The organism is Streptomyces sp. NPDC042259 (genome assembly GCF_055582085.1).
The window spans coordinates 467,819-486,733 of sequence record NZ_JBVJDW010000001.1 but is presented as its reverse complement, the minus strand read 5'-3'; the positions used below and the strand labels follow the sequence as shown (position 1 = coordinate 486,733).

Below are 18,915 nucleotides of genomic sequence, written 5' to 3'. Positions count from 1 at the left end.
CCGCATCGGGCCGAACGGTCAGGAGACCTCCAATGGCACCTCGTGGATCTCCTCGACCGGGTGGCCCGCCCGGGCGTGGACGCGCTTGACGGCGTCGGCCGACGGGGCTTCGGACAGGCAGTAGACCGTGCCCGACTTCGGGTCGGCCCACGCGTGTTGGAAGCGCACCCCTTCCTCGCCCTGGATCGCCGTGTCCGCGCGGTGCGCGGCGGAAAGCTGGTCGGGCGTGATGTCCTTCATGCCGTGGTGGACATCCATGTACGTGCTCATGTCCCGGCACCTCCGGCTGTCGTCTGGCCTCTCCCCGGCGGGGAGCCCGGGAGCCCTCCTCCTTCCATCGTCCGCTCGTGAGGGCCGCGGCGCGACCGGCGGTGGCTCGTTCTCGTCCGGGCCGGTTGCCGCGCACGGCATGCGAGGACATGATCACGTGCCGTAGTGACCGCGTCACCGAGAGGGAGAGAATCGTGTCCGTGCGTACGCGTACCGCGTTCCGTGCCGTGTCGATAGTCCTGGCAACCGCCGCCCTCGGCCTCGGGTCGGCGGCGGGTGCGCAGGCCGGGGCGGCGGCCGACGGGCCGTCGGCCGGCCGGGGTGTCGCCTCGGCCCCCGCCGCCGACCACCCCTTCGAGGCGATGGAGCTGGACGGGCTGCGGGTCAAGCGGCTCACGATGTGGCCCGCGGGGTACCCCGTGTCGTTCTGGGCGCTGGTCCTCGACGAGGAGCGTGCCGGGCGGAAGTACTCGGGTGGGGAGTTCTTCGTCTACGCCCCGGCCACCAGGGAGTTCGGGTGGTTCCTCAACACGGACATCGTCCGGCGCACCGTTTCCCACCCCGGTCAGGTGGTCATCGTCGACAGTGACTTTTTGAGGTCGCACCCCCGGGTGGAGGTCCGTTACGGCGACCCGGACCGTCCCGAGCGGGCGCGTTTCGTCGCCTCCGCCACCACCTGGATGTAGCCGGGGCGCCCCGCGGCCGTGGTCAGCGGACCGTGACCGTGAACTCCGGGGACGTGGCGCCGCCGCCCGTGACGCGCAGGGCGTTCTTGCCCTTGATGCCGAGCTTGACGCGCATCGAGTAGGCGGAGTCCTTGTTGGTGGTCACGCTCGCGGGGAGCGAGACCCACTTGGCGCCCTGCTTCTGCTGGAGGGTGACTCTCGTGCCGGTCTTGATGCCGGTCGCCTTGCCGCTGACGCGGAACTCCTGCCAGGCGGTCACCGTGCCGGTGCTCGGCTGCGCGGTCAGGGCGGGCGTCGGGGCGGGGGCCGCGGTGGTGGGCGCGGTGGCGGTCGTGGTGGGTTGGGCGGCCGTGGTGGCCGCCGAGGCGGTGGCCGCGGTGCCGGCGACGAGGACGGCGCCGAGGATCGCGGCGGTGGTCAGGCGGTATGCACGGTTCATGTCGTGTTCCTCCTTGGTGGGCCGTTTCGGGCCCTCATCCAGGAACACGACGGAAGCGCGGAGTTGGTTGCCTTGCCCACCGACTCTTTCGGACGGATGTCCGTATCGGGCCGGACGATCAATCGAGCGGTCAGCCGAACGTGAAGTTCGAGTGGTTCGTCGCCAACTGCCTGCCGTCCGGGCCGTATGCCGTCACCTGGAGTTGCCAGCGCACCCCGGGGGTGGAGACGAGGAACGTGGGGTGCCAGTTCGTGCTGTCCCACTTGAACGCGGGGGACGGGATGGTGCTGACGCCGCTCATGACCTGCTTGGTCACGTCGTTGTAGACGTACCACCGCAGATATCCCGTCCGGCCCTTGAGTCCGTTGAAGACCGCGAAGACCTGCACCTTGGTGACGGTCGACGTGACCGGGCCCAGGGTGCGGACCTCGGTGATCCGCGCCGACACCCCTACCGGGGAAGCCGAGGGCGACGGGCTTTCCGACGGCGACACGCGGACCGTGGGCGGCGACGGCGGCCGGGTGGAGGCGGCCGGGGTCGTCGTGCGGGCCCGTGGTGTCGGTGTGTCGTCATCGGGGGCGGGAACGTCGTCGTCACCGGACGGGGAGGGGGACGGGTCGTCGGCCGGTGTGGTGGCCGGCGGGGGCGTGGGGGACGACGGGACGCTGTTCCCCGCGAACGGGCCCGTCTTCACGAACACCGGGATCACCGCCGCCACGACCAGCGCCAGCCCGGCGGTCACCCAGTACTTCCAGACATGCGCCCAGAAGGGACTGCCGGGCGGGGAAGGAGGAGGGTCACCGTCCGAGCTCACACCGCCCACCCCCCAAGGTGTCGCCCCTCGTCTGGGAGGACGCTACACCGGGAACCGGACGTTCAGGCAGGAGTGTGCAGGCCGCCGTAGGCGCACGACGGACTCCGCGCGCCGGGCCCTCGACCGGCGCCCCCGGTCGGGCGGTTCAGGCGATCCGGGTGGCCGTTCCGCTGACCCTGACCCGGGGGTCGCCCGCCCGCAGCCCGACCTCCAACAGCCCCGGCCGGCCGAGGTCCTCGCCCTGGTGCAAGGTCAACACCGCGTCCTCGCCGACCAGTCGGTGCTCCCGCAGATAACCGCCGAGGGCGGCGGCCGCGGCACCCGTCGCCGGGTCCTCGACGACCCCGCCGACCGGGAACGGGTCACGGACGTGGAAGACGCTCTCCGACTCCCGCCACACGAGCTGCACCGTGGTCAGGTCGAGGGAGCGCATCAACGCGCCGAGCCGGTCGAAGTCGTAGTCGAGATCGGCCAGTCGCTCCCGGGTCGCGGCGGCCAGCACGAGGTGACGGTTGCCCGCGAAGGCGATCCGTACGGGGAAGGCGGGATCGAGGTCGGCGGCGGGCCAGGCCAGTGCCGCCAAAGCCTCCTCCAGCACCTCCGGCGCCACCTCCTCGGTGTGCGGCTCGACGCTGGTGAGAGTGGCGCGCAGCGTGCCGCCGCTCTCGGTGACGGTGACCGGGATCGTGCCCACCGGGGTCGCGAAGACGAAGTCCCCCGCGCCGAGCCGCTCGGCGAGCGCGACGGCCGTCGCGACGGTGGCGTGCCCGCAGAACGGAACCTCCGCCAGCGGGCTGAAGAACCGCATCGTGAACGCCCGTCCGCTCTCCCCGAGCCCCTCGGGCGGCGCGGTCAGGAACGCCGTCTCGCTGTACCCGATCTCGTCGGCGATCGCGAGCAGTGCCGCGTCGTCGAGGCCCGTGGCGTCCGGCACGATGCCGGCCGGGTTGCCGCCGCCCGGGTCGGCGGAGAAGGCCGTGTAACGCAGCACTTCGGCACCGCTACCGGGGGCCGAAGGGCCCTTGCGTGAGGGGTGGTTCGTCGTCATGGCCGCTCCAACCACGCGCGCCCCCTGCGCATTCCCGCACCACCCCGCGCCCCACGGGCATTGTGCGCGGGGTGTCTTCCCAGCCGCCCCACCCGCGCGCACATTGGGAGCATGACCCTCCACAGCAGCACCGAGAACCCGTTCACACTGGGCGTTGCCTCCGGCGATCCGCTGCCGGACTCCGTCGTGCTGTGGACCCGACTCGCCCCCCGCCCGCACGAGGTGGGCAACGGACTGCCGCGCGAGGGCGCGATCCCCGTCGACTGGGAACTCGCCCGCGACGAACACTTCCGCCGCGTCGTACGGTGCGGCACCGCGCGGGCCCGCGCGGAGGAAAGCCACACCCTCCACGTCGACCCGCGCGGCCTCGACGCCGACAGCGTCTACTGGTATCGCTTCCGCGCCGGCCCGTGGACCAGCCCCGTCGGCCGTACCCGCACCGCCCCCGAGCCGCACGCCGCCGTCGGCTCCCTGCGGTTCGGCGTCGTCTCCTGCCAGCAGTACGACGAGGGCTACTACACCGCGCTGCGCCACCTCGCCGACGAGGACCTGGACGCCGTGTTCTTCCTCGGCGACTACATCTACGAGAACGCCATCGACGCGCTGGCCGGGGCCCGGAACTACACCGACCGCCCCCTGCCCGACTTCCACAACCACTGGCTGCTCGACCTCGACGACTTCCGGCAGCGGTACGCCCTCGGCAAGACCGACCCGGACCTCCAGGCCGCGCACGCCGCCCATCCCTGGTACGTCACCTGGGACGACCACGAAGTGGAGAACAACTACGCGGGCGACATCTCCCAGGACAACCTGCCACCCGAGCTGTTCCGGGCCCGCCGCGCCGCCGCCTACCGCGCCTACTGGGAGAACATGCCGCTGCGCAGAGCACAGCGGCCCTCGGGCGCGGACCTGCGGCTCCACCGCCGGTTCCACTACGGGGGTCTGGCGCAGTTCGACCTCCTCGACACCCGCCAGTACCGCTCCGACCAGGCCTACGGCGACGGCTGGAAGTACCCCGGCACCGAATCCGAGAACCCCGCCCGCACCCTCACCGGCGCCGAGCAGGAACGCTGGCTCCTCGACGGCTGGCGCGAGTCCACCGCCACCTGGAACGTACTGGCCCAGCAGGTGGTCTTCTCGCAGCGCAAGAACACCACCGCCGCCCGCTCGAAGGTCTCCATGGACGCCTGGGACGGCTACCCGGCCTCCCGGGCCCGGGTCCTCGCGGGTGTCGAGCGGGCCTGCATCGAGAACCTCGTCGTCCTCAGCGGCGACGTCCACGTCCACTACGCCATGGACATCAAGGAGGACTTCAACGCCCCCGACTCGCGCACCCTGGGCGTCGAGTTGGTCGGCACCTCGGTCTCCAGCGGCTTCGACGGCGCGGACCGGCCCGACGACTGGTCCGGCATGCTCGCCGCCAACCCGCACATGAAGTTCTACAACGGCCGGCGCGGCTATGTGATCGTCACCCTCGACGCCGAGCGGCTGCGCGCCGACTTCCGCACGGTCTCCTCCGTCGTCGTCCCGGGTGCGCCCGTGACCACGGCCGCTTCCTTCGTCTCCCAGGCCGGTGCGCCGGGCCTGCGGCCCGCGTAGGCCGTGTCCGGCGGACCATGTGGGCGGGCGCTGCGGCCCGTGGCGTCCGCACCACCGCTGCGCGGCGGTGTTCTCAAGCGCCGGACGGGCTGCTGTGCTGTGTCCTCAAGCGCCGGACGGGCTGCTGTTGAGGACGCGCCCGCAGGGCGCTCGCCGCCGCAGGCGGCAAAGACGGCCGGTAGTCGAAGATCCGCCGGACACGGCCTAGGCCGTGTCCGGAAAGTCCCGCCCGGCAACGTCACTCCGGCCGACCGGCCAGTAAGGGCTGAGAGCCACCGTCGCCCATGACAATATGTACTTTCAATCAAAACGATGGAGCGACGCATGACGGAACCCGGCCCCCGTACCGCCGAGCCCGTGACGGACGGGGAACGGATACCCGCCGCCCGCCGGGCGAGCCTGTTCGTCACGCTCGTCCTCGGCGGGCTCTCCGCCCTGCCGCCGCTGTCCATGGACATGTACCTCCCGGCCCTGCCGCAGGTCACCGACTCCCTGCACAGCCCCGCCGCGACCGTGCAGCTGACCCTCACCGCCTGCCTCATGGGCATGGCGCTCGGACAGCTCGTCGTGGGCCCCATGAGCGACAAGTGGGGACGCCGGCGCCCGCTGCTCGCCGGCATGGTGATCTACGTCCTCGCCACGGCGGTCTGTGCCTTCGCCCCCACCACCGGGCTGCTCATCGCCTTCCGGCTGGTCCAGGGCCTGGCCGGCGCGGCCGGCATCGTCATCGCGCGCGCCGTCGTCCGCGATCTGTACGACGGCGTGGCCATGGCCCGCTTCTTCTCCACCCTCATGCTCATCTCCGGCGTCGCCCCGGTCGTCGCGCCCCTCATCGGCGGCCAGGTGCTGCGGCTGACCGACTGGCGGGGCGTCTTCGTCGTCCTCACCGCCGTCGGGATCCTGCTGACCCTCGTCGTCTGGCGCCGGCTGGACGAGACCCTGCCGCCCGGCCGACGACAGACCGGCGGTCTCGGCGAGGCCCTGCGCACCATGCGCGGCCTGCTCGCCGACCGGGTCTTCACCGGTTACATGCTCGCGGGTGGCTTCTCCTTCGCCGCGCTCTTCGCCTACATCTCCGCGTCGCCCTTCGTCGTCCAGGACATCTACGGCGCCTCCCCGCAGACCTTCAGCCTCCTCTTCGGCGTCAACTCCGTCGGTCTCGTCCTCGTCGGGCAGATCAACGGCAAGGTGCTGGTCGGCCGGGTCAGCCTCGACAAGGCCCTCGCCGCCGGACTCGCCGTCGTCACCCTCGCCTCCGTCGCCCTGCTGCTGACGACCTCGGGGGTCTTCGGCGAGGCCGGTCTGCTGCCGGTCGCCGCCGGGCTCTTCGTCCTGATGTCCGCGATGGGGCTGACCATGCCCAACACCAACGCCCAGGCGCTGATGCGCTCCCGCGACGCCGCGGGATCCGCGTCGGCGCTGCTCGGCACGTCGACGTTCCTGCTCGGCGCGATCGCCTCACCGCTCGTCGGCATCGCGGGCTCGCACACGGCCGTGCCGATGGCCGTCGTCCAGGTGGTGTGCGCGCTCGCGGCCGTGGGCTGCTTCCTCGGCCTGTGCCGGCCCTTCGCCGGGGCGCGCGCGGCCGCCGACGGCCGGACCGCCGGGCCGGCCGGCCCGGCGGCATAGAATTCCTCAAATGCACGCCCCCGAACACGCGCCGACCGGCGAGAACCTGCGCGCCACGCTCGCCGACCTCCTCGACGGGCTGCCGCCCAAGCAGGCGGCACAGGCGGTCGAGCGGCTCATCGCCAATTACCGGGGGCACACCCCGACCGACGTCCCCGTCCTGCGGGACCGCTCCGACGTCGTCGCGTACGCCGCCTACCGCATGCCCGCGACCTTCGAGGCCGTGCGGTCCGCGCTGGAGGCGTTCCGCGACCGGCTCCCCGAGTGGGAGCCCGCCTCGCACGTCGACATCGGCGGCGGTACCGGCGCGGCGAGCTGGGCGGTGGCCGCCGCATGGCCGTCGGGGGAGCGGCACACCACTGTCCTGGACTGGGCCGAACCCGCCCTCGCGCTCGGCGCCGAGCTGGCCCGCGACGCCTCCTCCGCGGCACTGCGCGCCGCACAGTGGCGCCGCCAGGCCATCGGCGGCGGCCTCGTGATCCCGGACGACACCGACCTCGTCACCGTCTCCTACGTCCTGGGCGAGCTGACCGGGGCCGACCGGAACGCGGTCGTCGACGAAGCCGCCCGCGCCGCGCGGACCGTCGTCCTCATCGAGCCGGGCACGCCCGACGGCTACCTCCGCATCCGGCAGGCGCGCGACCGTCTGATCGCGGCCGGCTTCCGGATCGTCGCGCCGTGCCCGCACAGCGCGCAGTGCCCGATCGAGGTGGGCGCGGACTGGTGCCACTTCTCGGCCCGGGTGAGCCGTTCCTCATTGCACCGGCAGGTCAAGGGCGGTTCCCTGCCGTACGAGGACGAGAAGTTCTCCTACGTCGCCGCGGTGCGCGGCCTCGACGTCCCGGCCGCGCCCGCCCGGGTCGTCCGCAAGCCGCAGATCCGCAAGGGCCAGGTCCTCCTCGACCTCTGCACCCCCTCGGACGGCCTCACCCGCGAAACGGTGACCAAGCGCCACGGCCCGCTGTACCGGGGTGCGCGTGACACGGCCTGGGGCGACGAGTGGCCTCCGGCGGACGGGCTCGAGTCAAGCCCGTCCGGCGCTTGAGGACGCGCCCGTAGGGCGCTTGCCGCCGCAGGCGGCACCGCGCTCGCCGCCGCAGGCGGCAGCACCGGCCGGCAGCCGAAGAACCGCCGGCCAGGCGAAGGGTCACCCCGAGCGGAGCTCAAGCGTGCAGCATTTGACGCTGCCGCCTCCCTTGAGCAGTTCCCCCAGGTCCATTCCGATCGGCTCGTAGCCCCGTTCCCGCAGTGGGGCGAACAGCCCCACCGCCGCCTGCGGCAGCAGCACATGGCGGCCGTCGGACACGGCGTTGAGCCCCAGGGCCGACGCGTCCTCCTCCGTGGCGATCAGCGCGTCGGGGAACAGCCGCTCCAGCACGGCCCGGCTGCCGGGGGAGAACGCGCCCGGGTAGTACATGACCTCGTCCCCGTCGAGCACGGACAGCGCCGTGTCGAGGTGGTAGTAGCGCGGGTCGACGAGGTCGAGCCCGATGACGGGGCGGCCGAAGAATTCCTGGGCCTCCGGGTGCGACAGCGGGCTGCTGCGGAAGCCGCGGCCGGCCAGCAGCCACGAGGCGGTGACCGCGAAGTCGCCCTCGCCCTCGTTGATGTGCTCCGGCTCGTGTACGTCCCGGTAGCCGTTCGCGCGGAACCACTCCGTGTGGACGGCCGCTTCGGCGGCCCGCTCGGGGTGCGCGAAGCGGGCGCCGAGCACCCGGCCGTCGACGACTGTGGCGCCGTTGGCGGCGAAGACCATGTCGGGCAGGTCCGGGCGGGGCCGCAGTTCCGCGACGGTGTGGCCCAGGGCGCGGTAACGGTCGCGCAGATCCTCCCACTGCGCGAGCGCCAGCGGCAGGTCCACCGGCTTGTCCGGGTCCATCCACGGGTTGATCGAGTACGTGACCCGGAAGTGCGTCGGGGGGCACATCACATAGTGGCGCGGGGTGGCTGCACGAGCGGCACGAACGGCACGAGCGGCTGTACGCAAGGAGCGCTCCTCACAGGGGCGTTGGGCACGTACGGAGGTAGCCGTACGTGCCCAAATCGTCCACGCTCACCGCCCACCGCGCATGAACCGTACGGGTGGTTTAGCGGTGGCTCGTTCACACTCCCGTGGTTCCGGTTCGGCCTTCGCGCAACTTGCGCAACAGCTCCCGCTTCTGTGCGATCGCGTCCGTGCCGCCCCCGGCCCCGCCGGCCCGGCCGCCGCCGCGGAGGGCCTTGCGGGAGAGGTTGCTGCGCGTACCGCCGACTCCGAGCATTCCGCCAGCGTTACCCCGGGTCATGGGGGTCTCCTCTCGTTGATTCCATCGGCTTCGCGAGACGATCCGTCTCGCGGTGCCCTCTACTCTGAACGAGACGCGCCGTCTTGTCAAGGGCTCATGAGACGATACGGTTCGCCTCGAAACCGGCTAGACTGGCGGGCATGGCCACCCCCAAGACCCCTGACGCCACCCGCCGCAGCGAACGATCCCGGCGCGCGATCTTCGACGCGGCCCTCGAACTCGTGGGCGAGGTGGGGTACGACAAACTCACGATCGAAGGCATCGCCGCCCGCGCGGGCGTGGGCAAGCAGACGATCTACCGCTGGTGGCCGTCGAAGGCCGCCGTACTGCTCGACGCGTTCACCGCCGACGCGGGGGACATCGAGAGCGAATTGCCCGACACCGGCGACCTCGCGGCCGACCTCAGGCTCGTCCTGCGCGCGACCGTCGACGAATTCAACGACCCCAAGTTCGAGGCCCCCTACCGGGCGCTCGCGGCCGCCGGGGCGAACGACCCCGAGCTGTCCGAACAGTTCGTGAACAAGCTCCAGGAGACGGGCATCCAGGCCTACGTCGACCGGCTGGTCAAGGCCAAGGAAGCGGGGCACATCGCCGAGGACGTCGACGTGCGGATCGCCGTCGAGATGCTCCTCGGCCCCTTCTCCCAGCGCTGGCTCATGCGCACGGCCCCGCTCACCTACGACTTCACCGACGCCCTCGTCGACCTGCTGATGCGCGCCGTCACCCCCCGCTGAGGCCCCCGGCACCACCCCCGCGGGGCCCCGCCGCACGGCACGGACGCGTCCGGTCTCACACCCCCCGGATGCGTCCGGCGGTCACGCCGGGAGCAGGATGGTGGCAGCATTGACCGGAGACCGCGGTCGAAGTGAGGGGATAGATGGAACGCATGAGCAGGTTCTCCCAGTGGCTGCGCCGTCCCAGGGGAGCGGGCGGCGATACGGGCACGGGGGCGGCCCTCGCGGCCGCCCGCGAGGAACTGCTTCTGGCCGCGGCCGCCGCGGGGTACCCGCTGGCCCCGGCCGCGCACCCTTCCGGGTACGGCTGTTCGTGTGAGCGCATCGGCTGTCCCACCCCGGGCCGGCACCCCGTCTCCTTCGCCTGGCAGACCCTCGCCACGACCGACCCGGAGAAGGTCACCAAGTGGCTGCGGGCCCAGCCGGAGGCGAACTTCATCACCGCCACCGGCATCGCGCACGATGTGCTCGACGTACCGGCCGAGGCGGGCCGGCAGGCCCTGGCCCGGCTGGAGGAGGCCGGTGTCGAGGTGGGCCCGGTCGCCACGGTCACCCCCGACCGCATGCTGTTCTTCACCGCCACCCGCGGCACCCCGGACGACGAGGACGAGTGGTGGCCCTGCGAGCTGGACAGCCACCCCGAGACGATGGACGAGCACCCGGGGCTGCGCTGGCACTGCCGGGGCAGCTATGTGCTGCTGCCCCCGTCGCTGCTGCCCGAGGACGGCAAGGTGGCCTGGCTGGCCGGCCCGGAGCGGCCGTTGCCCGATCCGCTGACATTGCTGGAAGCCCTCACCGACGCCTGCGCCCAGTACGTGGGGGACCGCCCCGACCACGACCACCACGACTCCGCCGCGTGGCCGATCGGCCGCTGACGCCTGTTGCCTGTCCGGCGGATGGTGCGACACTGCGGCCCGTGCCATCCGCACCATCGCTGCGCGGGGTGTCCTCAATCGCCGGACGGGCTGGTTTTGGCTGGCCTCGGCCGAAGCCGCCTGGCCGTGTCCGGCGGATCTTCGGCTACCGGCCGTCTTTGCCGCCTGCGGCGGCGAGCGCCCTGCGGGCGCGTCCTCAAGCGCCGGACGGGCTGAATTCAGCCCGTCCGGCGCTTGAGGACACAGCACAGCAGCCCGTCCGGCGCTTGAGGACACCGCCGCGCAGAGGTGGGGCGGGCGACGGCCTAGTCACCCTTGGCCGCCGTGAGTGACTCGATGCGGTTGAGGAAGACGATCCGGCGGCCGGCCGGCTTCGCCGGGACCTTTACCGCCGACTCCGACACCCGCACGAAGGTCACCGCGCGCTTGAGGTCGCCGGACAGCAGGGCCTTCGTGCGCTGCTCGCTGAGCGTGGGCCGCAGGCCCTTGGCCATGGTGCGCTTCTCCCGGTGGTGCGCGGTGAAGAACACCAGCGCCCCGCCGTCGTCGGTGCGCAGCGCGAAGGAGGGGAAGCCGGGGGCGCGCTCGGGGGTGTCGATGAACTCGGTCCAGTAGTTCGGAGTCCGTACCCGCCGGCCCCGGTCCTCGCGGAGCGCCGACGTCGCCCTGCCCGGGGCGAAGACCGCCCCCCGGCCGGTGCGCAGATAGTCCGTGTACGCCGTGCTCACCGCGGCGGGCTCCGTGCTCAGGCCGGAGGCCGCCCCGGGCTTGCCGTCCGGGCCGCCCGTGGCCGGTACCGGCTCGGCCCAGCCGTCCTTGTCGGTGGCGAACCCCGGTATCTCGTTGTCGCTGAGGATCGACAGATACGCGGCCTTCCACGGCTCCTTCGCCGCCGCGCGCGTGAACACCACGAACCAGCGGTTCTTGTCGCGGTTGCTCCGGCTGTCGGCCACGAAGAACTTCGGCCAGCCCGCCATCTTGGGGATGGTGAAGCGGGTGTCCGTCAGCGCCAGGGCCGGATAGCCGGGGTTGCCGTGGGGCGTCACCGCCCGCTGGGCCTTGAGGTCGGCCCTGCCGATCTCGGCGAGGGCACCGGTCTCGACCCGCTCCACGGCGGCCTCGTCGAGCCGGCGGTAGGCCTCGTTGTAGCCGTCGGTGAAGCGCTCCAGGACCTTCGGGGCCTCAGCCCGGCTCACCGCCGGAACGATTTCCCGTTCGCCGTGCACCGTCATGCACCCGGTCACCGTCAGCAGCGTCGCCGCCGCCAGGGCTGTCAACAGTCGACGGGGCAACCGGCGTCTCATCTGGCTTCGACTCCTCGGGGGCTGCTTGGGACGGCGCAACCCTACCCGGGGCGAAGAAGAAGACAAGGGTGGGGACCACGTACAGCGCCCACACCGCGACCTGGAGCCAGGTCGGGTCCGGCTGGAAGTTGAAGATCCCCTTGAGCAGGGTGCCGTACCAGCTGTCGCTGGGGATCTGGGCGCTGATGTCGAAGGCCCGGTCGTGCAGCCCCGGCAGGAACTCGGCCTCCTGCAGATCGTGGAAGCCGTAGGCGAGCACACCCGCCGCCACGACGATCAGCATCGCGCCGGTCCACGTGAAGAACTTCGCCAGGTTGATCCGCAGCGCGCCCCGGTAGAACAGCCAGCCCAGCACCACGGCGGTGCACAGCCCCAGCGCCGCGCCGACCAGCGGCCGGACCCCGTCGTCCGTGGCCTCCACCGCGGTCCAGATGAACAGCGCGGTCTCCAGGCCCTCACGGCCCACCGCCAGGAACGCCGTGACGACCAGCGCGGTCGTGCCCATCGCGAGGGCGGCGTCCAGCTTGCCGTGCAGCTCCCGCTTCAGATGCCGCGCGGTGCGCCGCATCCAGAACACCATCCAGGTCACCAGGCAGACCGCGACGATCGACAACGAGCCGCCGAGCAGCTCCTGCGCCTCGAAGGTCATGGTCCGGGAACCGAACTGGAGGAGTGCCCCGAAGGCCATGCTGAGCAGCACGGCGGTGCCGATGCCGAGCCAGATGGGCAACAGCGCGTCCCGGCGCCCGGTCTTCACCAGGTAGGCGACGAGGATGCAGACGACCAGGCTGGCCTCCAGACCCTCGCGCAGGCCGATCAGGTAGTTGCCGAACACGTGGCTTCCCCTTCCGTTTCCGTAGCAGGACCGTCGATCACGCCGCCGGTCACGAGAAGAGCGCCTTGCCCCACCAGTCGTCCTTGTCCCGGACACCCGGCGGAACGGCGAAGACGGCCGAACCCACGTGCTGGATGTACTCGTTGAGCGCGTCGCTCCGCGAGAGGCGGGTCTGCACCGGCACGAAACCGTCGCGCACATCGCGCTGGTAGGCCAGGAAGAACAGCCCCGCGTCCAGCCGGCCCAGCCCGTCGGTGCCGTCGGTGAAGGAGTAGCCGCGGCGCAGGATCGTCGCCCCGCCGTTGCTGTCGGGGTGGGCGAGGCGTACGTGCGCGTCCGGCAGCATCGCCTTGAGGTTCGGCTCGTCGCGCTCGCGCTGCTTGCCCTGCGGGGCACCCTCGACCTTGTCGCGGCCGAAGATGTCCTCCTGCTCCTTGAGCGAGGTCCGGTCCCAGGTCTCGATGTGCATCCGGATGCGGCGGGCGACGAGGTAGGACCCGTCGACCATCCACTCGGGCCCGTCCTTCTCGCCGACCCATACGTGCTTGGCGAGGGCGGCCGTGTCGGTGCCCGCGATGTTCCGGGTGCCGTCCTTGAAGCCCAGCATGTTGCGCGGGGTCTGCGCGTCGGGCGTCGTCGAGGACGTCTTGCCGAAGCCGAGCTGCGACCAGCGGATCGCGACCTTGCCCATGCCGATCCGGGCGAGGTTGCGGATGGCGTGCACCGCGACCTGCGGGTCGTCCGCGCAGGCCTGGACGCACAGGTCGCCACCGCTGCGGGCCGCGTCGAGGTTGTCGCCGGGGAACGCGGGCAGGTCGATCAGGGCCTTGGGCCGCCGGGACTTCAGCCCGAAGCGGTCCTTGCCGTCCTTCTCGAACAGACCGGGGCCGATGCCGAAGGTCAGCGTCAGCCGGGAGGGCTTGAGGCCGAGCGCCTCGCCGGTGTCGTCCGGCGGCGCCTCCGGCTGGGTGCCGGCCGTGCCCTCGCCGACCTCGCGGCCGGCGGTCATGAGCGCGGCCGCCGCGGTCCACTCCTTGAGCAGGGCGATCAGCGCGGCCCGGTCACCGGTCGTCACGTCGAAGGCCGCGAAGTGCAGCCGGTCCTGGACGGCCGTGGCGATGCCCGCCTGGTGGGTGCCGTGGAAGGGCACCGCGTCGCCGCTCACGGCGGCCGGCCGGGCGTCGTCACCGGTGCGCAGCGCGGCGGCGGTGCCGCCGGCGGCGACGGCGCCGAGCGCGAGCCCGGCACCGCCCCAGCCGAGCAGCGAGCGGCGCGAGGGCGCCGCCCCGGTCTTCCGGGCGGTCACCGCCGTGGTCTCCTCGGAGGTGTGCTCCGCGGTGGTGTTCCCCGCGGTGGTCTCTTCCGGCATCCCGGCCCCCTACTTGGCGACGGCGGCGGCGAGCTTGGACAGGGGCTCGGCGAGCGCGTTGACCGCGTCGGAGAGCTTCTTGCGGTCGTCCTTGCCGACGGTGTCGGTGTCGTACGACTTGAAGCCGTCACCCTCGCGGTACTCGTCGAGGAGCTTCTTCAGATCGGCGAACTGCCGGTCCAGCTCCTTGGTCAGCGCCGCGTCGTTCTTGGCGGCGACCGGCTTCAGCAGTGCGTAGGACTTCTCGGCGCCCTCCACGTTGGCGTGGAAGTCGACCAGGTCGGTGTGGCTGTAGCGCTCCTCTTCGCCGGTCACCTTGCCGGTGGCCACCTCGTCGAGCAGCTCCTTGGCGCCGTTGGCCATGCTGGTCGGGGTGATCTCGGCGGTACCGACGCGCTTCTGCCAGTCCTTGAGGTCGGCCATCAGCTGGTCGGCCAGCTTCTTGTCGTCCTCAGTGATCTTCTTGTCGTCCCACAGGGACTTCTCCAGCTTGTGCCAGCCGGTCCACTTCTGGTCCTTCTCCAGGCCGTCCTCGCGGACGTCGACCTTCGGGTCGATGTCACCGAAGGACTCGGCGACCGGCTCGGTGCGCTCCCAGCCGATGCGGGAGGGGGCGTAGAGCTTCTTCGCCTCGTCGAGGTCGTCCTTCTTGACCGCGTCGACGAACTTCTGGGCGGCCGGAATGGTCTCCTCGGCCTGCGCCAGGACGTACTTGCGGTACTCCGCGACGGCCTTGTCCAGCTCCGGGTCGCGCTTCTTCGCCGCGCCGTCGCCGGTGGCGGTGACCCTCTGCCGGATGCCGTCGCCCTTCATGCCGGGCTTGCAGGCGATCTCGTACGAACCGGCCTTGATCTCGGCGGCGATCTCCACCTTGGTGCCGGGGCCTATGTTCTCGCGCTCGGTGACGATCCGGTCGCCCGGGGCGTAGACGTAGACCTCGGTGACCTTGGCGCCCTTGTTCTTCACGGCGATCTTCACGTGGCCGGCCGGGAAGGAGGTCTTGGAGACCTCGCACTTGTCGTCGGAGGCCGTGACCTTGACGGCGTCGGAGCCCTCGGCGTCCGACTTCTCGGCACAGCCGGACACGGCGGTCAGGGCCGCCACGGCCGAGACGGCGGCGACGACGGAGGAGCGGAGGACGCGCATGGAGGCTCCAGGCTTGCTCGGACGAGAACGAACGGGAACGGGACAGCGGCAGGCAGGGCATGGCCGATTTAAGCCGCCCCAACTTATCTGAGGCTTGCCTAAATAGTTCCCTTGGGGGGTCGTGATCCTGCTCTCACCGGGCAAAGACTCGTCCGTCCCGTCACGGGACCACCAGGAGCCCATCGGCGCACGGAAGCGGAATCACTTCTACCGGTTGTTGGTATACACGACCGAGCGGCTCCGGCGCGAAAGAGTGCGCGGTGCGAGGGCGCGGCCGTGCGGGACCGCGACGCGGCCGGGTGCGGCCCCGCGTGCCGGGCGGGGCCCTACGCGCTGAGGGGGAACTCGCGCCCCAAGGCGTGGAAGACCGCCGTGTTCAGCGCGAAGGCGCGCTTGCACTCGTCCACCACGCGCTGCTTCTCCAGGTCGTCGACCGGCAACGCGTCCAGCAGCGCGCGGTACTCGCGCTTGAAGGCGGCGGGGTTGCCGATGGCCTCGAAGACGTAGAACCGGACGCCGTCCCCCTTGCGGGCGAAGCCCCAGGTCTTCTCGGCGGTGTCCCGGATGATCTGGCCACCGGACAGATCGCCCAGGTAGCGCGTGTAGTGGTGGGCGACGTAGCCGGCGGGCCAGGTGCGGGCGCACTCCTCGACCCGGGCCGCGTAGGCCGCCGTCGCGGGCAGCGGGACGAGCCCCCTCTGCCAGCCCGGCCCGCCGAGGTGGGCCAGATCCCGCTCCAGCTGGGCGGTGCGGGGCAGCTCGGGGCGCAGGAAGGGCCCGGCCACGGGATCGGCGGCCAGCGGGGCCGCCGCGGACTCCAGGGCGCGGTAGACGAACCAGAGCTGCTCGGTGTAGCGCCGGTAGGCGGCGACGCCGAGCCTGCCGCCGAGCATGTCGCTCATGAACGACGCGTTCTCGGCTTCCGTGTGCTGCTCGTGCGAGGCGGTACGGATCAAGGTGGAGAACGGCGTCGTGACGGGCGAGTCCAAGGCGGACCTCCGGTGGACCGAGAGGGCGGGAGGGACGGTGCCGGGGCGCGCTCGCGCGCGCCGCCGACCTCTTCCATCGGGCTTGTCCAAGCCCATGGTCTTCCCGACGTGCTGTCGGTAAAACCCTACCGCCCCCGGCCGCGCTACGGCAGGGTGAGGATCTCCGCTCCCGTATCCGTCACCACGAGCGTGTGCTCGAACTGGGCCGTCCGCTTGCGGTCCTTCGTGACCACCGTCCAGCCGTCCGCCCACATGTCGTACTCGTACGTCCCGAGGGTGAGCATCGGCTCGATCGTGAACGTCATGCCCGGCTGGATCAGGGTGTCGTGGTGAGGGCTGTCGTAGTGCGGGACGATCAGGCCGGAGTGGAAGGACGAGTTGATGCCGTGGCCGGTGAAGTCGCGCACGACGCCGTAGCCGAAGCGCTTGGCGTAGGACTCGATGACACGGCCGATGACGTTGATGCGACGGCCGGGCTTGACCGCCTTGATCGCCCGGTTCAGCGCCTCGCGCGTGCGCTCCACGAGCAGCCGCGACTCCTCGTCCACGTCGCCGCACAGGTAGGTGGCGTTGTTGTCGCCGTGCACGCCGCCGATGAACGCCGTCACGTCGAGGTTCACGATGTCGCCGTCACGCAGCACTGTGGAGTCCGGGATGCCGTGACAGATGACCTCGTTCACGGACGCGCACAGCGACTTGGGGAAGCCGCGGTAGCCGAGCGTCGAGGGGTAGGCGCCGTGGTCGCACATGTACTCGTGCGCGACCCGGTCCAGCTCGTCCGTCGTGACGCCGGGGGCGATGTGCTTGGCCGCCTCCTCCATCGCCCGCGCGGCGATACCGCCGGCGATCCGCATCAGCTCGATGGTTTCGGCGTCCTGGACCTCGGGGCCGGTATAGGGAGTGGGAGCGTCCCTTCCGACGTACTCGGGCCGCGGGATCGAGGCGGGGACGGGGCGGGCGGGGGAGAGGGTCCCCGGGGTGAGAAGCGACTGGCCAGACATGTCAGCGAGTGTAGCCAGCGGCTTTCGGGGAGCATGTGGTCGAGCACCCACGCTGGAGGAGACCCTGATGGCACTGTTCAAACGGCAACCGGCCGGCAAGCACGGCGAGTGGTACTACTGCCTCAAGCACGGCACGGTCGAGGAAGGCCCCGAATGCCGTGCCGCCGACCGCTTCGGCCCGTACGGGACCCGCGAGGAGGCCGCCCACGCGATGGAGACGGCGCGCGAGCGGAATGAGGAGTGGCGGGAGGATCCGCGCTGGAACGACGAGGGGGAGAAGGGTTGACCTTTCGCCTGGCCGGCCTTTCGCCTGGCCGGCGGTTCTTCGGCTGGCGGCCGGTTTGGCCGCCTGCGGCGGCGGGCGCCCTGCGGGCGCGTCCTCAATCGCCGGACGGGCTGAAATTCAGCCCGTCCGGCGATTGAGGACACAGCACAGCAGCCCGTCCGGCGATTGAGGACACCACCGCGCAGAGGGGGTGCGCACAAGACAACGCGGGGGCTACGCCCCCAGCGGCACGTCCGCACGGGCGGAGCGCATGCGGACCGCGTGTTCGTTCGTCCGCGCGTCGTACGACATGAGCTTCGGGAGGGTGAGGGCCAGCAGGCCCACCGAGGCGACGCAGGCCAGGCCGCCCGCCCATACCGAGGTGCGGACGCTGGTCAGGGCGGCCGTGCCGCCCACGCGGACCTGGCCGAGCTGGGGGCCGACCGAGTACGAGAGCAGTTCGATGCCGGCGAGGCGGCCGCGCAGCTCGTCCGGGATCGTCTGGTCCCAGATCGCCGAGCGGAAGAGTCCGCTCACCATGTCGCAGCCCCCGGCCACGGCCAGGAACACCAGCACCAGCCAGATGTTGTGCATCCAGCCCGCCAGGGCCATGGCCAGACCCCAGCCCATCGCCGCCAGCACCACCATCCGGCCGTGCCGGTGGATGCGCGACACCCAGCCGCTGGTCAGGCTCACCGCCAGTGAACCGACCGCCCCTGCCGCGTACATCAGGCCCAGCGCCCAGGGGGCGTCCAGATCGTCGGCCAGGAACGGGAAGATCGCGGTGGGCATGGCGAAGAACATCGCCGCCATGTCGACCGCGTACGTACCGAGCAGCTCCTTGCGGCGCCACGCGTAGCGCGCGCCCTCCAGGACCCCGCGCAGTGACGGCTTGTCGGCGTCGTGGGAGGCGGGCGAGGCGGCGAGGCCGATGATGAGGGCGAGCGAGATCACGTAGGACACGATGTCCAGGACGTACGCCCAGGGCAGCCCGGCGAAGGCGATGATCACGCCGGCCAGCGACGGGCCGGCGATGGCGCCGACCTGCCAGCGCATCGAGTTCAGGGCGATGGCGGCCGGCAGGTGCTCGTGCGCGACGATGCGCGGCACGATCGCGTGCAGCGCCGGACGCTGAAGCCCCGTCAGCGCGCTGACCAGCGCTGCCACCACGTACAAGGGCCAGACGAGCGGGTGCGGCAGCAGGGTGTTGAGCAGCAGGATCCCCGACAGGACGGCGAGCCCGGCCTCGGTCCACAGGATCAGCTTCCGCCGGTCCATGGCGTCGGCGAGCGCACCGCCGTAGAGACCGAAGACGATCAGCGGCACGAGTTCGACGGCACCGACCGCGCCGACCGCGAGCGCCGAGCCGGTCAGCTCCTTGAGCTGCAGCGGCACGGCGATGAAGGTCAGGAAGCTGCCGAAGACCGTCACCAGCCCCGCCAGCCACATGCGGCGGAAGTCGGCGGAGGCGTGCCAGGGGGTCAGGTCGGGCAGCAGAGCGCGGATTCCGCCGGGGGAGGGCGCGGGAGGCGCGGCGGCCTCAGCGGGCGCGGCGGCTTCGGAGGGGGGATGGTGCTCGGTCACGGGAGACCATCGTCCGGGCCGGACGGAATGCGGGCAAACGATT

At 71.6% G+C, this 18,915-nt stretch carries 20 protein-coding genes; 7 read left to right on the top strand and 13 right to left on the bottom strand.

Going from position 1 to position 18,915, the window contains the following annotated elements:
* Window positions 1-18: 18 nt before the first annotated feature.
* Window positions 19-270 (bottom strand): SCO4226 family nickel-binding protein, encoded by a 252-nt coding sequence (locus ACZ6MA_RS02185; RefSeq protein WP_469430337.1) that lies wholly within the window; start codon window positions 268-270, stop codon window positions 19-21.
* A 194-nt stretch (window positions 271-464) separates the two neighbouring features.
* Between ACZ6MA_RS02185 and ACZ6MA_RS02180 the strand changes: the two genes are divergently transcribed.
* Entirely contained in the window at window positions 465-956 is a 492-nt protein-coding gene (locus ACZ6MA_RS02180; RefSeq protein WP_469430335.1) for a hypothetical protein, read from the top strand.
* 22 nt (window positions 957-978) lie between these two features.
* Here the strand turns inward: ACZ6MA_RS02180 and ACZ6MA_RS02175 are convergent, their stop codons facing one another.
* The 3 genes from ACZ6MA_RS02175 to ACZ6MA_RS02165 all read right to left on the bottom strand — a co-directional run bounded on the left by ACZ6MA_RS02175 (window position 979) and on the right by ACZ6MA_RS02165 (window position 3,257).
* Window positions 979-1,395, bottom strand: a complete 417-nt coding sequence (locus tag ACZ6MA_RS02175; protein WP_469430334.1) for a hypothetical protein — start codon at window positions 1,393-1,395, stop codon at window positions 979-981.
* A 130-nt stretch (window positions 1,396-1,525) separates the two neighbouring features.
* On the bottom strand, window positions 1,526-2,209 hold the full coding sequence (locus ACZ6MA_RS02170) for a hypothetical protein (protein WP_469430332.1): 684 nt from the start codon (window positions 2,207-2,209) through the stop codon (window positions 1,526-1,528).
* Between the two features lie 145 nt (window positions 2,210-2,354).
* Entirely contained in the window at window positions 2,355-3,257 is a 903-nt protein-coding gene (locus tag ACZ6MA_RS02165) for a PhzF family phenazine biosynthesis protein (RefSeq protein ID WP_469430331.1), read from the bottom strand.
* Window positions 3,258-3,368: 111 nt separating this feature from the next.
* Between ACZ6MA_RS02165 and ACZ6MA_RS02160 the strand changes: the two genes are divergently transcribed.
* The 3 genes from ACZ6MA_RS02160 (at window position 3,369) to ACZ6MA_RS02150 (ending at window position 7,530) form a co-directional block, all read left to right on the top strand.
* On the top strand, window positions 3,369-4,856 hold the full coding sequence (locus ACZ6MA_RS02160) for an alkaline phosphatase D family protein (RefSeq protein ID WP_469430330.1): 1,488 nt from the start codon (window positions 3,369-3,371) through the stop codon (window positions 4,854-4,856).
* A gap of 324 nt (window positions 4,857-5,180) precedes the next feature.
* Window positions 5,181-6,485, top strand: a complete 1,305-nt coding sequence (locus tag ACZ6MA_RS02155; RefSeq protein ID WP_469430329.1) for a multidrug effflux MFS transporter — start codon at window positions 5,181-5,183, stop codon at window positions 6,483-6,485.
* Between the two features lie 10 nt (window positions 6,486-6,495).
* The gene (locus tag ACZ6MA_RS02150) at window positions 6,496-7,530 is read left to right on the top strand and encodes a small ribosomal subunit Rsm22 family protein (protein WP_469430328.1); all 1,035 of its coding nucleotides are present in this window, start codon (window positions 6,496-6,498) and stop codon (window positions 7,528-7,530) included.
* A gap of 102 nt (window positions 7,531-7,632) precedes the next feature.
* On the opposite strand, the gene ddaH is transcribed toward ACZ6MA_RS02150, so the two are convergent.
* Window positions 7,633-8,472, bottom strand: a complete 840-nt coding sequence (ddaH, locus tag ACZ6MA_RS02145) for a dimethylargininase (protein ID WP_469430327.1) — start codon at window positions 8,470-8,472, stop codon at window positions 7,633-7,635.
* A gap of 115 nt (window positions 8,473-8,587) precedes the next feature.
* Window positions 8,588-8,770, bottom strand: coding sequence for a DUF6243 family protein (locus ACZ6MA_RS02140; protein WP_469430326.1), 183 nt, complete (start codon window positions 8,768-8,770; stop codon window positions 8,588-8,590).
* 140 nt (window positions 8,771-8,910) lie between these two features.
* On the opposite strand from ACZ6MA_RS02140, the gene ACZ6MA_RS02135 reads away from it, so the two are divergent.
* On the top strand, window positions 8,911-9,504 hold the full coding sequence (locus ACZ6MA_RS02135; protein WP_469430324.1) for a TetR/AcrR family transcriptional regulator: 594 nt from the start codon (window positions 8,911-8,913) through the stop codon (window positions 9,502-9,504).
* A gap of 143 nt (window positions 9,505-9,647) precedes the next feature.
* Complete coding sequence (locus ACZ6MA_RS02130) at window positions 9,648-10,379, top strand: bifunctional DNA primase/polymerase (RefSeq protein ID WP_469430323.1); 732 nt, start codon at window positions 9,648-9,650, stop codon at window positions 10,377-10,379.
* A 305-nt stretch (window positions 10,380-10,684) separates the two neighbouring features.
* Here the strand turns inward: ACZ6MA_RS02130 and ACZ6MA_RS02125 are convergent, their stop codons facing one another.
* From ACZ6MA_RS02125 to map, 6 genes are all read right to left on the bottom strand, one after another.
* The gene (locus ACZ6MA_RS02125; RefSeq protein WP_469431168.1) at window positions 10,685-11,623 is read right to left on the bottom strand and encodes an SCO2278 family lipoprotein; all 939 of its coding nucleotides are present in this window, start codon (window positions 11,621-11,623) and stop codon (window positions 10,685-10,687) included.
* Window positions 11,562-12,518, bottom strand: coding sequence for an iron uptake transporter permease EfeU (efeU, locus tag ACZ6MA_RS02120; protein WP_469430322.1), 957 nt, complete (start codon window positions 12,516-12,518; stop codon window positions 11,562-11,564). The genes ACZ6MA_RS02125 and efeU overlap by 62 nt, the downstream gene beginning before the upstream one ends.
* 49 nt (window positions 12,519-12,567) lie before the next feature.
* Entirely contained in the window at window positions 12,568-13,887 is a 1,320-nt protein-coding gene (gene efeB, locus ACZ6MA_RS02115) for an iron uptake transporter deferrochelatase/peroxidase subunit (protein WP_469430321.1), read from the bottom strand.
* 9 nt (window positions 13,888-13,896) lie between these two features.
* Entirely contained in the window at window positions 13,897-15,033 is a 1,137-nt protein-coding gene (gene efeO, locus ACZ6MA_RS02110) for an iron uptake system protein EfeO (RefSeq protein ID WP_469430320.1), read from the bottom strand.
* Window positions 15,034-15,359: 326 nt separating this feature from the next.
* A complete protein-coding gene (locus ACZ6MA_RS02105; protein WP_469430318.1) occupies window positions 15,360-16,022 on the bottom strand; it encodes a biliverdin-producing heme oxygenase in 663 nt (220 codons plus the stop codon).
* Window positions 16,023-16,165: 143 nt separating this feature from the next.
* Entirely contained in the window at window positions 16,166-17,023 is an 858-nt protein-coding gene (map, locus tag ACZ6MA_RS02100; RefSeq protein WP_469430317.1) for a type I methionyl aminopeptidase, read from the bottom strand.
* Between the two features lie 67 nt (window positions 17,024-17,090).
* Here map and ACZ6MA_RS02095 point away from each other — a divergent pair, with 67 nt between their 5' ends.
* Window positions 17,091-17,309 carry a hypothetical protein gene (locus tag ACZ6MA_RS02095; protein ID WP_469430316.1) on the top strand — a complete coding sequence of 73 codons (219 nt, stop codon included), beginning with the start codon at window positions 17,091-17,093 and terminating at the stop codon, window positions 17,307-17,309.
* A gap of 213 nt (window positions 17,310-17,522) precedes the next feature.
* On the opposite strand, the gene ACZ6MA_RS02090 is transcribed toward ACZ6MA_RS02095, so the two are convergent.
* A complete protein-coding gene (locus ACZ6MA_RS02090; RefSeq protein WP_469430314.1) occupies window positions 17,523-18,872 on the bottom strand; it encodes an MFS transporter in 1,350 nt (449 codons plus the stop codon).
* Between the last annotated feature and the right edge of the window lie 43 nt (window positions 18,873-18,915).

Bases quoted from the DNA above. Each gene is read 5' to 3' on its own strand.
- ACZ6MA_RS02185 (WP_469430337.1), bottom strand. From the start codon at position 270: ATGAGCACGTACATGGATGTCCACCACGGCATGAAGGACATCACGCCC.
- ACZ6MA_RS02175 (WP_469430334.1), bottom strand. From the start codon at position 1,395: ATGAACCGTGCATACCGCCTGACCACCGCCGCGATCCTCGGCGCCGTC.
- ACZ6MA_RS02165 (WP_469430331.1), bottom strand. From the start codon at position 3,257: ATGACGACGAACCACCCCTCACGCAAGGGCCCTTCGGCCCCCGGTAGC.
- ACZ6MA_RS02160 (WP_469430330.1), top strand. From the start codon at position 3,369: ATGACCCTCCACAGCAGCACCGAGAACCCGTTCACACTGGGCGTTGCC.
- ACZ6MA_RS02155 (WP_469430329.1), top strand. From the start codon at position 5,181: ATGACGGAACCCGGCCCCCGTACCGCCGAGCCCGTGACGGACGGGGAA.
- ACZ6MA_RS02150 (WP_469430328.1), top strand. From the start codon at position 6,496: ATGCACGCCCCCGAACACGCGCCGACCGGCGAGAACCTGCGCGCCACG.
- ACZ6MA_RS02140 (WP_469430326.1), bottom strand. From the start codon at position 8,770: ATGACCCGGGGTAACGCTGGCGGAATGCTCGGAGTCGGCGGTACGCGC.
- ACZ6MA_RS02135 (WP_469430324.1), top strand. From the start codon at position 8,911: ATGGCCACCCCCAAGACCCCTGACGCCACCCGCCGCAGCGAACGATCC.
- ACZ6MA_RS02130 (WP_469430323.1), top strand. From the start codon at position 9,648: ATGGAACGCATGAGCAGGTTCTCCCAGTGGCTGCGCCGTCCCAGGGGA.
- efeB (WP_469430321.1), bottom strand. From the start codon at position 13,887: ATGCCGGAAGAGACCACCGCGGGGAACACCACCGCGGAGCACACCTCC.
- efeO (WP_469430320.1), bottom strand. From the start codon at position 15,033: ATGCGCGTCCTCCGCTCCTCCGTCGTCGCCGCCGTCTCGGCCGTGGCG.
- map (WP_469430317.1), bottom strand. From the start codon at position 17,023: ATGTCTGGCCAGTCGCTTCTCACCCCGGGGACCCTCTCCCCCGCCCGC.
- ACZ6MA_RS02095 (WP_469430316.1), top strand. From the start codon at position 17,091: ATGGCACTGTTCAAACGGCAACCGGCCGGCAAGCACGGCGAGTGGTAC.